The following is a 15,957-nucleotide window of genomic DNA, read 5'->3' as shown; positions in this document are numbered from 1 at the left end:
ATGAATGTATACAAACCATTGAACAATACGAGAAACCCTCCTTTACGTTTAAGCTTAGTCTTACTCTTAGTTGTTTTTATTATAGGATGTGCCTTTATTAGTAGGGGAAATTCGGCAGTAAAGGAGGATATTGTTGCTACCGTGAATGGAGAACCTATTCAAAGACGCGAATTTGTCGCGTTTTTGAATCAACATCGTGGCGATACGACTTTACCTTTACCTACCTTAAAAGAGAAAGCGCTGCAAGAACTGATTCATGTGAAAGTCACTCAAATCGAAGGAAAGAAGAGAGGCTTTATTCCATCTACGCGATACTCTGACTTTTTAGTCGATCTGGAGAAAGAGAATGAACGCAGAATGGATGCCATAGCTAATAAACAAGTGATTTATGGACCCCGCCAATACAATGAGCAAACTTACTATGCAGAAATCGTTAACAACTTGTCCCATCGATTGAAGGATGACTTGGCTGAACATCATTTCGATATGTCGGATGTTAAGCTTCGTGAATTTTATGAAGCCACCAAAGATATATATGCCTCAAACATGGATAACATCATGCTGAGAGAGATCATTGAGACGACAAACAATAGGGAATCTTTGGATCGCATGCAGCTTATCATGAATCGTATCCAGAATGGAGAGAGTTTCGATCGGATTTACGAAGAAAGGATGACGGAAGGCACGTCAATAAAAGAGGAGAGTGTGAATGAGAACAACGCAAGGGACTATGCCAAATATAGAGATGCCTTTTACCGTGCTGCGATGAAGCTTAACGTTGGGGAAGTAAGTGAGATTATCGCAGATCGCGGAGGCTACGTTCTGATCAAGTGTGTAGAGAGGGGGAAATCAGGATACAAGGAATTTAAAGAGGTAAGCCCGGAGTTAAAACTTGCCTATATAGATAGCCAATATGATCAATATGTCAGTCAGCTTGAAAAACAAGCAGATGTGAAGTTGAAAGCACTATATGATCAAATAAGTTTGCAAACGGAGTAATGCGGGAAGCTTTGTCTGCAAGTAATTAGGATTTGATAATTTGTAAGCGCTTTAATAAATCGAGGAAGGGGATATTGATATGAAGACTATGAATCCTGCTGGAGTGAATTGGAAAATTCTTTTTATCGTTTATTTTGTTCTATTCTTGGGGGGACTTATGGCTCAAGGCAAGGCACATGCAGCTAATCAAATCTATTATGTTGATCCTGCCGGGAATGATGCCAATAACGGAACTAGCATTAGCACGCCTTGGAAAACATTAACCAAGGTCAATGCAACAACGTTTACATCCGGTGATAAAATATTATTCAAAGCTGGCAGCAGTTGGACGGGACAATTGTATCCTAAAGGCTCTGGATTAAGTGGAAGTCCTATCCTTATTGATCAATATGGAAGCGGCAGCAAACCGCTTATTAACGGTAATGGAGCAGGCGCTACGGTGTATTTATACAATCAACAATATTGGGAAATTCAAAATTTAGAGATAAAAAATTATAACGGCGTTAACTCCAATCGGCGCGGGATTGAAATCGTAAGTAAAGATATAGGGACATTAAACCATATTTATATCAAGAACAATAACGTTCATGATGTCTGGGGAGATAACACCAAGGACACCAACGGGAGTGCCGGAATCTTGTTTGTCTCCAGAGGAACCGTTTCATCGAATTTCAATGACGTATTGATTGACAACAATATTGTTGGTCCGGATGTAGACCGAACAGGAATCGGTTTCGCCTCTGAATTCTGGTGCAGATCGGGCGTTGGATGTACATCCGCCCCTAACTGGTATGCAAGCACCAATGTTGTTATATCCAACAACTATGTGCAAGATATAGGCGGAGATGGCATTGTACCTCAAGAAACACAGGGAGCTGTGGTGCAGTACAATACGGTTAATGGTTTTAATATGCGTTCCGGAAGTTACAATGCGGGGATCTGGCCATGGAATGCAGATGACACAATCATTCAATATAATGAAGCCTATGGCGGACACACGACACTTGACGGCACGGGGTTTGATTCGGATTTTGGTTGTACGGGAACGATTATTCAATATAACTACAGCCATGACAATGACGGTGGTTTCCTTTTACTTATGGGGACAGATGTTGGGACGGACGATCAAGTGACGATTCGTTATAATATTTCGCAGAACGACAAAAGGGGTATACTGGTCTTTGCAAGCGGCAATCCTACCAACCTTCAGATCTATAATAACGATTTTTACGTTGGACGTGGAACGGGGACGGAAATTATAACAACGGCAGGCAACGCAGGGAATCATGCTTGGGGGATGTTCAACAATATTATTTATAATTTAGACAGTGGAGGTTACAGTTCTGGCGTAGGGGGAAGGACGTCGGATTACAATCTATATTACGGAAATCATCCGGCAAGTGAACCGAATGAAGCTCATAAAATGGTCTCAGATGCTATGTTTGTTAATCCAGGAAGCGGTACGAATGGTAGAACGACTGTTGACGGCTATAAATTACTACAGGGTTCACCGGCGTTAGGGTCAGGTGTTCTTATCAATAACAATGGAGGGAAAGATTATTGGGGGAACGCCGTCTCGTCTACTAGCGCGCCAAACCGAGGAGCTTATAGTGGAGCTGGGATTGCTGGGACTCTTAACAAAGTATCAAATCCAGGTTTTGAATCAGGTGTATTGTCTCCATGGACGAATTGGAATACAGCAAGTGTTGTCAGCACTAATTCGAGGAGCGGAGGCAAAGCGCTGCAGTTGAGCGGAGGTCCAGGCTCGGCGGAACAAGTCATCTATTTGAATCCGAATACGACATATACGTTGACAGGCTATGCAAAGACTTCCAACAGTTCGGAACCCGTATCCATCGGTGTGAAAAATTATGGAGGTGCTGAAACAGCGGTTAGCCTTTCCAGCACCTCCTACACACTTGGAACAGTTACATTCACGACAGGCCCGACCAATACCACGGCAACGATATATGTATACAAACCTGCAGGCGCAAATTCCGCTTGGGGGGATGATTTTAACGTCCAATCAGCTGGGATAACGATAAATGGCAGTGTTCTGGGAAGGACATTCGATGGAGAAGGTGTCCTGAGCGGTGGCGGGGGAAATACAAGATTATTAATCGATTATCCCGAGCCTTATCGCAGCGATATTCTTGATTATTTATTCAAGCCTAATTTTGGTGCGGGCTATACGCATCTCAAGGTTGAGGTGGGGGGAGATATGAATTCCACTTCAGGCACGGAACCAAGCCATGCAAGAACACTAGCTGAGAATTCTGCACCGAACATGAACCGTGGGTATGAACTTTGGTTGATGAGTGAAGCCAAGAAACGCAATCCTAATATTGTGCTTAGTATTCTAGAATGGGGAGCGCCGCAGTGGATCGGCAATATGTGGTCACAGAACAATGCGGACTATTTGGTTAGTTATATTAAAGGCGCTAAATCTGTATGGGGTCTGGATATTAATTATGTAGGGGGAAGTCAGAACGAAAGCTTCAATGGTACATCGCAGCAAGCAAGGGACTATATCGTAAACATTCTCAGACCTACTTTGAATAATAATGGATTAAGCAATGTTAAAATCATAGCACCTGATATTCTAAGCAGTGATTGGGCGTTTGCGGATCGAATTGCAACAGACACGGCTTTGAAAAACGCTGTCGCTGTGATCGGCTATCATTATGTGAATGGAATCTCTACTGCGAATGCTCAAAATGCTGGGCTTCCCATTTGGGAAAGCGAGGGCTGGACGGGAGTTGGGGATTGGAATGGGTCTTACAACTTGGCCAAAGAAATGAATGACAACTACATCAAAGCTAAACTTACGGCGACTAATGTCTGGCATCTCAGTAATTCGGCTTATGACAATCTATCTTGGCCGAGTTCAGGGATCTTGATTGCCAATTCTCCATGGTCCGGCAATTACAAGGTCCAGCCTGCGGTTTGGGCGGCGGCTCATACGACTCAATTCACAAAGCCGGGATGGAATTATCTCGATAGCGGAACAGGGATAACAACTGGCAATACTTCGTATGTGACGATGAAACAGCCGGATTCAAGCGGAAATTACAGCATAATTATGGTCACTGGCGGGGCGTTTGAAACGATGAAGTTCAATCTCACAGGGGGGTTATCTACGGGAACGATTCATGTTTGGAAATCCAACAGTACGCAGCAATTCATACAGCAAAGTGATATAACGCCATCTGGCGGTTCATTTTCTATTAATTTGGAGCCTAATTCTATCTACTCTTTAACAACGACGACAGGCCAACAGAAAGGAGCAGCAGCACATGCCATTCCGGCGGCATCCGCTTTCCCTAATCCATACAGCGAAAACTTTGAGAACTATGCCGTCGGAACTACACCCAAATATACGCAAGATGAGCACGGTGCGTTCGAAGTCAGCAACAAGTTCGGAGGAACTGGCAAAGCTTTACGCCAAGTCATAACAGGACCGCTGCTTCAGTGGAATGCATGGGGAGAGCCGATCAGCAATAGTGCATTTACCGAATTCGGAGATTTGTCATGGCGGGATTATGATTACAGCGCTGATGTATTGGTTGAAAACGCTGGAACCGTTTCTATTATAGGTAGAGTAGGAACTCAAAATCGAAATGCTCCACAGTATAATAAATTGAAAGGATACAAATTAGTTGTTGACCAAAGTGGGAACTGGAAACTTGTCATAGGCGCTCCGGATATTGCTGCTGCTAGCGAAATCCTACTGGCATCCGGCACCGTTCCATTCTCTGCTAATACATGGCACAATATAAAGCTTAGCTTTCATGATACCACGATCAAGGCTTATATCGATTCACAACTGGTTGCTTCCATTACCGACAACACATTCCTATATGGACTGGTCGGACTAGGTAGTGGCTGGAATTATGCTCAGTACGACAATATTTCTGTGGTTACCGATCCGCTTAGACCTAATCTAGCCTTAGGCAAGACTATGAGCGCTGATAGTGAGGAAACTAGCAAAGGAAATGTGGCCTCTAATGGAAACGATGGCAATACGGATACCCGTTGGACAGCGAATGACGGGAACCTGAACCACTGGTGGAAGGTAGATTTGGGCAGCGTCACCAACATGACAGGGACTGAGGTCGTATGGGAACATAACAATGTGTACAAATACAAAGTCGAGGTTTCGAACGATAATTTGAATTGGACCACGGTTTCCAATCAGACAGGGAATACGAATCCCAATCAAACGCAGGCTGATAATTTCACAGCAAGCGGCAGATATGTGAGAATTACTGTGACAGGGTTAGCCTCCAATGAATGGGCAAGTTTTTATGAATTTAGGGTATTCGGTCTATAGGGCAGCCCTTCCCTCTGTTTTGCTGCCAATAAGAGTCTTTAGGAGCTCCTATTTGCGAGGAAAGTGGTGGTTTTACATGAATAGAAGTCTTTGGCGACTCTTATCGCTGATGAAACACGCGAAAACTCCCCCTCCACCAAGCTATAAGAGTCTTTAGGAGCTTCTATTTGGGTAGAAAGTGGCTGTTTTACACGAATAGAAGTCTTTGGAGGCTCTTAACAGGAAAAAGAAGACTATCGAGAATAACCAGGTCATCAAGGATACGAAAGATCGCCAACCACCTATATGAGGAGGGTTGGCGATCTTTTTTGCCTTAGTTTCCAAAGTAAGCATTCTGATACACGTAGGGACTCGTTGGTTCCTTTTGCGTATCGATCGTTTTGGCAACGATCGTTAATACGTCTTTACCGTCAATCTTACGTTTCTCAATGGTGCCGAGAGCGACAACATACATATCGTTTTTCCATTGTTCGGGGCTATCGGTCTCTACCAGAATGGCAAGCGGCACAGAGTCTGCGACACAGCAGCGCATTGAGAATCGTCCCAAGGCGAACTGATTGTTGTTCATGGTGTCGAGGCGGTAAACATAACCTGCAATTTGCACCTTTTTGCCGATAAATTGATCCTGATACAAGTCCAGTGATGTCAGCGATTCAATGTAAAAATCGTCGTTAATCATAATGAGCGGTTGGCTGAACATAGCCGAAGCCTGCTTGGCATAAGGCTTGGTGTAGGCATTAAACGGAAAGGTCTGTCCTGTATCCAGTTGAATCCTATCATTTGGAGGCTGGTTCTGAATGGCATCAACGTTATTCACGAGAATGCTTGAAGGCGTTAAATTTAGGCCTTTTTTAGCGGCCATTTGACTTCCGAGCACCGCATTGGGAAACGAAAACGCCAGTATAAGCGGAATGATCAAAGCTCCATACATCATCATAACACCTGGTTTCCAGTGATGGTGGCTATGTGACGAGCAAGTACAAGCGAATGCCTCCGCTTTCTTTTTGGACATGACATCACGTACTGCCAAATAAAGCTGATGCATTGCCAGCACATACATGCCAACAGCAAGACTTTTCACCCAGAGATCCATGCTCGGAGCGACATAATAGATCAGTGCATCCGCCCGGCTAATCTGGATAATAAAAATAACGAAAGCAATCAAGACCGCAGCTCTAATCGTTCGATGCGCAAACACGGACCAAATTTGACTCATTCCCCTGCCTCCCATTCTATAAGTACGTGTACAGCCGATCGAATGCAACCGATCCGAGCAGAACGACGACGGCTGAAATAAGCATAACCGTCAAGACGGTTTTGAGTCGGAACACTTTGAGCAGCATCAATGTGCTTTTGATATCCAGCATGGCGCCAAACACGAGAAAAGCGAGCACGGAGCCCAAGCTGAAATCGGGAATGAACGTAGCGCCAACGAACGCATCTGCGGTGGAACAAATGGAAAGGACATAGGCGAGTCCCATCATAAACAAATGCGGAGTCCAATCTCCATCGCTTAACGAAAGGAGCCACTGTCTGCTTACAGCCGTTTGCAGCAAAGCTGTAACAGTAGCCCCTAAGACCAGAAATTTGCCTACATCAAACATTTCAATGGCGGCATGTTCCAGCGTTTCATGCCATTTCTTTGTCCAAGATGCTTTCGGCGCTTTGTTGGAAAGCGGACGCTTGACGCTTTTTTTGCCTGAAGCGACAGGTTCAAGGCCGTTATTGACCGGATTGCGAAGCGCAGAATCACGGACTCCCCGAGCCGCCCACACCCCGATAAGTGCCGCTGCAGCGAAAGCCAGCACCATGCGGGAGACAGCCATCTGAGGCTGAGCCCGAAACGCCACGAACGTGGACGTAAACACGACCGGGTTGATGACCGGCCCGGCCATCATAAACACAATGCCGATATAAGGCGGCATGCCTTTGCGGATCAGCCGGTGCACCACGGGAATGATTCCACATTCGCAAAGCGGGAAGATGATGCCGAGCAAACAGCCGAAAAGAATGCCGGGAATCGTCTTCTTTGGTATCCATCGCTGTAGTGCCTGATCGCTTATGAAGGTTTGCAGCAGGGCGGAAATGATGACGCCAAGCAAAATAAAAGGAAATGACTCCAGTAAAATACCGATGACCATGGTGCGAAAGTCGCTTAGAAAACTCATGAAGCCGCCCTCCTTTGGAAAAAGTAACAATCCGCGCAAGTGTCTTTCGTTTGTTTGATGTGTGTTTGGTTTGATATTAGCATTGAAATGTTAGTTCAACAACAACTATTCATTAAGAAATTGTAAAAATCGTTGAAATTTAAGTTGAATTGTAAAGTTGATGTAAACATACATGACAAATTAAAGGGGAGAAAGTCTGGATTTTCTATGATAAGTGAGGGATTTTCGACCAAACACAAATAATGTCATGATTCATGACATTAATATCATTGACACGCAACCAAACACAACATATAATTTGAGTATGAAAACAACCAAAAGAAACTAAAAGCAATTAATTTTTAATGAAACAGGTTGTTTTTATGTTCGTTCTTGTGCTAAAACGATGCGGGGGGGATCTTTGATCGAAGGTCGGTCAGTGGAAACAGCAATTAGCACCCAGAGAGTACTAAATGAAACTAGAGAGAAGCGTGTGTGAAGTATCGGAAGGAACAGATTCTAACCAGGAGAGGAATCAGAACAATGAAAAAATTATCTGGAAGTCTGATCGTCATCGTTACAGCAGTAGCACTATTAACAGCATGCGGCAAAACTGCAACCATTAAAGAGACACCATCCGGAGTTGCCGCAAGTCCTGCAGGAACTGGGAATTTGGATACAACCAGCAAGGAATTGACCGTGTATACGGCACTGGAAGATGATGCGATCAAGAACTATTTGGCTAGTTACAAAAAGAAATATCCAGATGTCAAAATTAACATTGTCCGAGATTCGACAGGGGTCATCACAGCCAAACTGTTGGCCGAGAAAGACAATCCGCAAGCAGACATTATTTGGGGGTTGGCGGCAACAAGCCTGCTGGTGCTTGATCAGAACAATCAATTGGAGCCCTACGCTCCGCAGGGCGTAGATCGTATACTTCCTGAATTTAAAGATAAAAATGTACCGGCGCATTGGGTAGGCATTGATGCTTGGGAAACAGCTTTCATTGTTAACAAAACAGAGATGGATAAACGTAAATTGCCTATTCCTGAAACTTATGCGGATTTAATTAAACCGGAATATAAAGGGCTCATTACGATGCCCAACCCGTCTTCCTCGGGGACAGGCTTCCTGACTGTATCTGGACTCATTCAATTGGATGGTAAAGATAAAGCATGGGACTACATGAACAAACTACACGATAATATCGGGATGTATGTTCACTCCGGATCTAAACCAGCTAAATTGGCTGGCACAGGTGAGTATCCGATCGGCATTTCCTTCGGTTATCGGGGATTACAAGAGAAAAAGAACGGTTCCCCCGTTGAAGTCGTATTCCCCAAAGAAGGTTCTGGGTGGGACGTAGAAGCGAATGCACTAATCAAGAAGAAAACAATAAAACAGGTGTCACAGCAGTTCCTGGATTGGGCCATTACGGACGATGCCATGCTGGAGTACAACAAAAACTATGCGATCTTGGCTATCCAAACCGACGCTTCCAAACTTCCGGAAGGTTACAAGGTGGACCCGATCAAACAATTGATCAAAAACGATTTGAATGAAGCAGCGAAAAATCGCGAAAGTATTTTGGCTGAATGGGATAAACGGTACAACACGAAGAGTGAGCCGAAAAAATAGTCAAGCGAGTTTCGGAAGCGGTTGAGTTCTGGCCCATCGCGGTTGCGGCCGCTTCCTTCTCATTCTAAGTTCAAGGAGGCAGCATATGTCAGAAGTCTATTTATCCATTCAAGGTGTGAACAAAACATTCGACTCCTTCACAGCCCTCAGAGACATAAACATCGATATTCAAAAAAATGAATTTATTTGCTTGCTGGGTCCAAGCGGCTGCGGTAAAACAACTTTGCTGCGTATTATCGCTGGTCTTGAAAAAACGACGCGCGGGCGAGTCACGGTTGGAGGCAAGGATATTACGGCTCTGCCGCCAGCCAAACGAAACTTCGGGATGGTCTTTCAATCCTACGCCTTATTTCCGAATTTATCAGCTGATCAGAATGTTGCCTACGGACTGCAAGGAAGAAATCTCACGAAGAAAGAAATCAGCGATAAAGTAAACGAGGCGCTGTCACTGGTTGATCTGCTGCATTTGAAAGACCGCTATCCTGCTCAGCTTTCGGGCGGACAACAGCAGCGAGTTGCACTTGCCAGAGCTTGCGTCTTATCGCCGGATTTCCTCCTGCTTGATGAACCGCTATCGGCGCTAGATGCCAAAGTTCGGACCAAGCTGCGAGAAGAAATTTGTAATTTGCAGAAGAAGCTGGGCATTACAACGATTATGGTTACCCATGATCAAGAAGAAGCTTTAACTATGGCAGATCGAATTGTCGTTATGAATAATGCAGAAATTATGCAGGTCGGAACTCCTCAGCAAGTGTATGATCAACCGGAATCACCTTTTGTGGCTGATTTCATCGGATCCATTAATTTCTTAACCTATGGGCCCCCGAAAGGGAATATTCCCCGTACTAATTTCGCTGTCAGGCCCGAACATATTCGTATATCTTCTCCAGGTTCAGGCTTTCAAGCTGTCGTCAAGCATATGGAGTTCAGAGGTCCGTTCTATAGATTGCAATTGCAGCCCATCCGTGATTTAAGAGATCTGCTTGGAAATCAACTGCTCTCTGTGGATGTATCCTCACAGCATGCACACAAACTGAACTTAATGAAGTTTGCTGAAGTGTCCGTTGAGTTTCCGCAAGAGAGAGTGATTTCATTTACGCCAGATGCCGGAGTGACTGCGTGATGGAGAAGCAATCTTCTGGATGGACACCGCCTGTTCGCCGAAACTGGGGAGAACTCATCAATCTGCAAAATATTCTTATCGCCGCGCTTGTCATTACGTTGTCCACAACGACACTAGTGCCGCTCTGTTTATTATTCAGCAAAGCCTTTTTCAATGCAAATGCGGAATTCATCGGAATTCATAATTTCATCAAATATTTCACGACGCCATCCCTGGCGCAGTCCTTATGGAATACGATTTGGGTTTCTCTGCTTTCGACCGCAATTGCCGTCACCCTAGCCTTCCTATATGCATATGGGATTAGCCGAACAACCATTCGCGGCAAAGCTTACTTGCATTATGTTGCGATGCTGCCGCTTTTTGAACCAACCATGATGCATGGAATCGCTTTAACGTATTTGTTTGGGAATCAAGGAATTGTGACCAAGGGTTTCTTCGGATTATTGCCAGGCGGTATCAGCATTCCGATCTATGGTCCTGTCGGCATCGTTATTTCCGAGGTCATCTACTTGTTCCCCCAAGCATTCCTCATTTTCATTACGGCATTGTCCATCACGGACCAACGGTTGTATGAAGCTGCGGAAACATTAGGCGCGAGCAAGACGAAAATGTTTCTAACCGTGACCTTGCCATCGATCAAATATGGACTCATAAGTGCAATATTCGTTTGCTTCACTGCCTGCTTTACAGATTTCGGGGCGCCGCAAGCAATCGGTGGCAAATTCAACGTATTGGCGACTGATATTTATAAGCAAGTCATCGGACAGCAAAATATGTCGATGGGCGCCACCGTTGGTATTTTGCTAACGATTCCCGCTATTATCGCCTTTGTGGTGGATCGAATGGTGGAGCGCAAACAGCGTTCCATGCTTTCTTCCAAGTCGACTCCCTACCGGATTGCAGCCGGAAAAGCGCGTGATAGGTTTTACCAAATCATTGGTGTGCTTATTTCTACCGCGATCCTTATTCCATTAATAACCATTGTTTGTGCTTCCTTGATTAAAGTTTGGCCCTATAATTTAAGTTTCAGTTTTAAACATTATGATTTCTCCCATGTAGCAGGTTCCGGACTTGACCCGTTCTGGACTAGTTTAAAGGTATCGTTCCTTACCGCAATTGTCGGAACGTTCATTACGTTTTTGTTCGCTTATTTGATCGAGAAATCGCGTCATTTGAATGGACTTAGACAGATTGGCTATTTCCTGTCCGTACTGCCGCTTGCCCTGCCTGGTATGGTAATAGGCTTGGCTTACATTTTCTTCTTTAATAATCCGAATAATCCCTTGAATTGGGTTTACGGAACGATGATCATCCTTGTGCTGGCTAATATTACTCACTTCTATGGCGTACCTTTCATCACAGCGACGACGGCGCTCAAGAAACTGGATAAAGAATTCGAACTTGTTTCTGAATCGATGCGCGTACCGTTCTATCGAACACTGCTGAAAGTAACGGTACCGATGTGTTTGCCAGCCATCATTGAAATCGCCATGTACTTCTTTGTCAACGCAATGGTTACCGTTTCGGCCGTCGTGTTTCTACGGTCTGCGGATTTGAATTTAGCTGCGGTTGCCTTGGTCAGTATGGAGGATGCAGGCGATGTTGCAGCAGCCGCTGCTATGGCGGTGCTCATCGTAATTACGAATGTGATCGTAAGACTGCTTTACACCATCCTTTCGAAGAAGGTAAGAAGGAAAACAGATGCATGGCAAGTTCGCCAATAGTCGTTACTTGCAAGGGGGTTACCGTTCATGTCATTAATCGGTGAATCGCGTAAGGAGTATATTCTTAATCAGATCAATTCGGAAGGCAAAGTAATTACCCATGAGCTGGTCGATGTGTTCCAAGTTTCGTCCGAGACTGTACGCAGGTATTTGGAGGATCTTGAGGAGACGAACCAGTTGAAACGGGTCTACGGCGGCGCGGTGAAAATTAGTCGTTCCCGTGAAGAACCTTCCCATTTGAACAGGGAAGTCCTGCATGTAGACGAAAAGCGTAAAATTGGTCAGGCGGCTGCCTTGCTCGTCGAGGACAATGAAGTGATTTTCATCGATGACGGCTCGACGACCCTGCAGATGATCGAGCATCTGCTGCATAAGCAAGATCTCACAATTTTGACCAACTCCATTCCTGCGCTCTTTTCGCTCATTGATTATAAAAATAGAGATCTCTACTCGGGAGAAATATTTTTCATCGGAGGCAAAGTAAGCTCGCTGCAATCCAGAGTTGTCGGCTCATTGGCCGAGAAACTGGTGGAGCATTTCTATGCAGACAAAGCGTTTATTTCCATCGATGGGATAATGATCGACAAAGGGATCACATCGTTTGATGAAGAGCGCGGTCAATTAGTGAGGAAGATGATGGAGCATGCCAAAATGAGCGTTGTGGTTGCCGACCATTCCAAAATTGGTATGGTGCAATTTTATAAAATGTCCGATTTGAAAGAAATCGATGTCATTGTCAGTGGAGTTCCAGCACCGGAAGATTGGAAAGCTGAGTTAGATCGCGTGAGTGTAGCGTGGATCGCAGCTGAATAACAATAATTTATGGACTGTGAGAGGGATGGTTAGGATGACGAAAAAAGTTGAAGGTCAAATTCAAGCCGTTATTTTTGATTGGGCGGGTACGATGGTTGATTTCGGGTGTTTCGCGCCGCTCGAAGTGTTTCTCCGAATCTTTGAGAAGCGGGGCATTGCCATTACCGCAGAAGAAGCGCGGGGCCCGATGGGGTTATTGAAGTGGGATCATATCCAAACGTTATGCAGTATACCGCGAATCGCACAGCTATGGAAGGAGCAGTTCGGGGCTCTGCCGACAGATGCCGATGTAGATGACTTGTATGCCGATTTTGAGCCGCTGCTTTTTGAAATTTTACCCCAGTACACGGACCCGATTCCTGGTGCTCTGGATTTGATGAAGGAGCTGCGGGCCAGAGGGCTGAAAATAGGCTCAACAACCGGCTATACCAGAGAAATGATGGATATTGTGAGTCGAGAAGCCAAATTGAAAGGATATGAACCTGATTCCTTGGTGACTCCTTCTGAAGTGAGGGCAGGGAGACCATATCCCTGGATGTGTTACCTAAATGCCATGAATTTAGGCGTTTATCCGTTTAAGGCGATTGTGAAAGTCGGCGATACGATCAGCGATATTCAGGAAGGTGTCAATGCCGGGGCATGGAGTGTTGGCGTCGTGAAAGGCGGAAGCGAACTCGGTCTTACCGAGGAAGAAGTGAACACGCTGCCGGCTGAAGAATTGGAAGCGAAAATGGCTGTCGTTGAGAAACGCTTCTTTGAAGCCGGAGCTCATTACGTGATTCCGACGATCGGTGATCTTGTGCATGTCATTGATGACATTAACGTGCGTATGGCTGGAGGCGACCAATAGATGAACAAAACGAAGGAGAGTATCACGATGAATATTGAGCTGATCGAAGACAACCCGTATTTACTTCTGACGCCAGGACCGCTTTCCACTAGCAAAAGGGTAAAGGCGGCTATGCTGAAAGACTGGTGTACATGGGATGATGACTATAATCGAATTGTCCAGGATATTCGGACCAGACTTGTCCGACTAGCGACCAAGGAGGCCTCGTTCTATTCCTCCGTTCTGATGCAAGGCAGCGGGTCATTTTGCGTGGAAGCTGTTATCGGAAGCGTTATTCCGCAGCATGGTAAAATCCTCGTTATGGCCAATGGCGCATATGGCCAGCGGATGGCGCATATGGCCAAAATGCTGAATATTCCGCTCGTCCTCTTGGATAACGGAGAGGTTGCTCCTCCCGATTTGAATCAATTGGAGTCCTTGCTGCAAGAAGATGCGGATATTACGCATGTAGCTGTTGTTCATTGCGAAACGACGACAGGCATGTTAAACCCGATTGAAGCTGTAGGCCGCATAGCAAAAAAATATAACAAAACCTATATTGTAGATGCCATGAGCTCCTTTGGCGGAATTCCAATGGATATAGCGGAGCTGCAAATTGATTTCCTGATCAGCAGCGCGAACAAGTGCATCCAAGGTGTGCCTGGATTCGGCTTCGTTATCGCCAAGATCGATGAATTGGAAAAGTGCGCAGGCTGGGCCCGTTCACATTCTCTGGATTTGTACGATCAATGGGACAAAATGGAACATTATAACGGCAAATGGCGGTTCACCTCTCCGACTCATGTCGTCCGTGCCTTCTACGAAGCTCTGAAAGAACTGGCAGATGAAGGCGGCATAACCGCCAGATACAATCGATACAAAACTAGTCAGCGAGCGCTCGTCAAAGGAATGAAACTGCTCGGTTTCGAAACGCTGCTGCCGGAGCAGTTGCAGTCTCCAATCATCACATCCTTCTTATATCCCGAAAGCGAAGCTTTCCAGTTCCAAACGTTATATGAGAAATTGAAGCGCAAAGGCTTTGTTATTTATCCGGGGAAAATTACGAATGCGAATACGTTTCGGATCGGTAACATCGGAGAAGTACAGGTAGACGATATGATTCGTCTTGTGGATGCGATTCAGCAAGAAAAGTTTTGGACATAACCAAAGGGGATGAATGAGCATGATTATTGGCGTACCGAAAGAAATTAAAAACAACGAGAATCGAGTGGGGATTACACCTGCGGGCGTTGCCTCTTTTAAACAGTATGGACACGAGGTTTGGATTGAAGCAGGCGCTGGTTGGGGGAGCGGGTTTGCAAACGATGATTATATAGAAGCAGGAGCCAAAATAGTGCCCTTCGCAGCGGATGCTTGGTCAGCGGATATGGTTCTTAAAGTAAAGGAACCGCTTGAAGACGAGTATGTGTATTTTCGGGAAGGATTAATTCTATTCACTTATTTGCATCTTGCGGCAGAATCCGAGTTGACCCGAGCGTTAACGGATAAGAAAGTGATAGCCATCGCCTATGAAACCATTCAATTGAGCAATGGGTCGCTGCCGCTTCTGACGCCGATGAGTGAAGTCGCTGGCCGGATGTCGATTCAAATCGGCGCCCAATTCCTCGAGAAGTCCAAAGGAGGAAAAGGAATTCTTCTAGGCGGTGTTCCTGGCGTAGCGCCAGCTGAAGTCGTCATTATTGGCGGCGGCGTGGTGGGGACGCAAGCGGCCAAAATGGCAATTGGCTTAGGCGCAAGCGTGACGCTGCTTGATGTGAATGCAGAGCGGCTGCGCCAGCTGGATGATCAATTTCAGGGTCGTCTGCGGACATTAATGTCGCATGGCAGCAATATTGCAGAAGCCGTTAAGAAAGCGGACCTTCTGATCGGTGCGGTACTGATTCCGGGCAGCCGCGCTCCGCGACTCGTGACAGAAGCTGTCGTGAAAACGATGAAGCCTGGTTCTGTTATCGTGGATGTAGCTATTGATCAAGGCGGATCGATTGAAACCATCGACCGGATTACAACGCATAGCAACCCGACCTACGTGAAGCACGGTGTTGTACATTATGCAGTTGCCAATATGCCTGGAGCGGTTGCACAGACATCCACAGTCGCATTAACGAACGTCACGATAGGCTATGGCTTGCAAATTGCGAATAAAGGCTATCGCGAAGCTGGATTGCAGCATAAAGATTTGGCCAAAGGTTTCAACACAATTGAAGGCAAGGTCACGTATAAAGCAGTTGCTGAAGCGCAGGGGTATCCCTATGTTGAGATCGATAGCGTTCTCAAAGAACTGTCTGTTTCCGTATAAAAAGTCTCGCATGCTGCCAGAAACGAGAAAA

At 45.5% G+C, this 15,957-nt stretch carries 11 protein-coding genes; 9 read left to right on the top strand and 2 right to left on the bottom strand.

The features are described from left to right. Positions 1–141: 141 nt before the first annotated feature. Positions 142–999: a peptidylprolyl isomerase gene (locus LOZ80_RS20915; protein ID WP_238166524.1), complete on the top strand. Its 858-nt coding sequence runs from the start codon at positions 142–144 to the stop codon at positions 997–999. Between the two features lie 79 nt (positions 1,000–1,078). Beyond that, a complete protein-coding gene (locus LOZ80_RS20910; protein ID WP_238166523.1) occupies positions 1,079–5,332 on the top strand; it encodes a discoidin domain-containing protein in 4,254 nt (1,417 codons plus the stop codon). Between the two features lie 313 nt (positions 5,333–5,645). On the opposite strand, the gene LOZ80_RS20905 is transcribed toward LOZ80_RS20910, so the two are convergent. Both LOZ80_RS20905 and LOZ80_RS20900 read right to left on the bottom strand, forming a co-directional pair. Beyond that, positions 5,646–6,548, bottom strand: a complete 903-nt coding sequence (locus tag LOZ80_RS20905) for a TIGR03943 family putative permease subunit (RefSeq protein WP_238166522.1) — start codon at positions 6,546–6,548, stop codon at positions 5,646–5,648. A 16-nt stretch (positions 6,549–6,564) separates the two neighbouring features. Then, complete coding sequence (locus tag LOZ80_RS20900; RefSeq protein WP_238166521.1) at positions 6,565–7,500, bottom strand: permease; 936 nt, start codon at positions 7,498–7,500, stop codon at positions 6,565–6,567. A 522-nt stretch (positions 7,501–8,022) separates the two neighbouring features. Between LOZ80_RS20900 and LOZ80_RS20895 the strand changes: the two genes are divergently transcribed. The 7 genes from LOZ80_RS20895 to ald all read left to right on the top strand — a co-directional run bounded on the left by LOZ80_RS20895 (position 8,023) and on the right by ald (position 15,926). Then, positions 8,023–9,120, top strand: a complete 1,098-nt coding sequence (locus LOZ80_RS20895; protein WP_238166520.1) for a putative 2-aminoethylphosphonate ABC transporter substrate-binding protein — start codon at positions 8,023–8,025, stop codon at positions 9,118–9,120. Positions 9,121–9,205: 85 nt separating this feature from the next. Then, on the top strand, positions 9,206–10,243 hold the full coding sequence (locus tag LOZ80_RS20890; protein WP_238166519.1) for a putative 2-aminoethylphosphonate ABC transporter ATP-binding protein: 1,038 nt from the start codon (positions 9,206–9,208) through the stop codon (positions 10,241–10,243). Beyond that, positions 10,243–11,967: a putative 2-aminoethylphosphonate ABC transporter permease subunit gene (locus LOZ80_RS20885; protein ID WP_238166518.1), complete on the top strand. Its 1,725-nt coding sequence runs from the start codon at positions 10,243–10,245 to the stop codon at positions 11,965–11,967. The genes LOZ80_RS20890 and LOZ80_RS20885 overlap by 1 nt, the downstream gene beginning before the upstream one ends. A 27-nt stretch (positions 11,968–11,994) precedes the next feature. After that, positions 11,995–12,780, top strand: coding sequence for a DeoR/GlpR family DNA-binding transcription regulator (locus LOZ80_RS20880; RefSeq protein WP_238166517.1), 786 nt, complete (start codon positions 11,995–11,997; stop codon positions 12,778–12,780). Between the two features lie 34 nt (positions 12,781–12,814). After that, entirely contained in the window at positions 12,815–13,630 is an 816-nt protein-coding gene (phnX, locus tag LOZ80_RS20875; protein WP_238166516.1) for a phosphonoacetaldehyde hydrolase, read from the top strand. Positions 13,631–13,672: 42 nt separating this feature from the next. Beyond that, on the top strand, positions 13,673–14,773 hold the full coding sequence (phnW, locus tag LOZ80_RS20870; RefSeq protein ID WP_238173061.1) for a 2-aminoethylphosphonate--pyruvate transaminase: 1,101 nt from the start codon (positions 13,673–13,675) through the stop codon (positions 14,771–14,773). A gap of 19 nt (positions 14,774–14,792) precedes the next feature. Then, positions 14,793–15,926 carry an alanine dehydrogenase gene (gene ald, locus LOZ80_RS20865; RefSeq protein WP_238166515.1) on the top strand — a complete coding sequence of 378 codons (1,134 nt, stop codon included), beginning with the start codon at positions 14,793–14,795 and terminating at the stop codon, positions 15,924–15,926. Positions 15,927–15,957 lie beyond the last annotated feature (31 nt).

Origin of the sequence: Paenibacillus sp. HWE-109 (assembly GCF_022163125.1) — a bacterium.
Taxonomy (GTDB): Bacteria; Bacillota; Bacilli; order Paenibacillales; family NBRC-103111; genus Paenibacillus_E.
This window is presented reverse-complemented; position numbering and strand designations above follow the sequence as displayed.